The sequence below is a fragment of the Mesorhizobium sp. WSM4836 genome, from assembly GCF_055811815.1.
Window position 1 is genome coordinate 1 of sequence record NZ_JBVVQF010000117.1, and the last position, 279, is coordinate 279.

Below are 279 nucleotides of genomic sequence, written 5' to 3' on the forward strand. Positions count from 1 at the left end.
CCAGTAATCATGGGTGTTGGAAGCCTCGGCCATCTTGCGCAGGCCCAGGTTCAAACCCTCTGCGAGCAGGACATTGAGCAGGCCGGTCCGGTCGTCGCACGGAACGCCGGTGCGCAGGTGCGTGAAGGCCTCGGTGAAGCCGAGCGCGGCATCAACTTCGAGCAGCAGGTCTGTAATACGGACGGACGGCAGACGGCGGTAGAGATCGAGCACCAAGTCATCGATCCCATCCGGCGCGTCAGCGGTGAGGCGATCGATGCGCAGTGTGCCGTCCTCGAT

At 63.4% G+C, this 279-nt stretch carries 1 protein-coding gene; it reads right to left on the minus strand.

Features of this window, described 5'->3' with window-relative positions:
* The coding region (locus AC0L2P_RS32340) for a Tn3 family transposase (protein WP_473507259.1) at positions 1 to 279 on the minus strand (279 nt) is incomplete at both ends.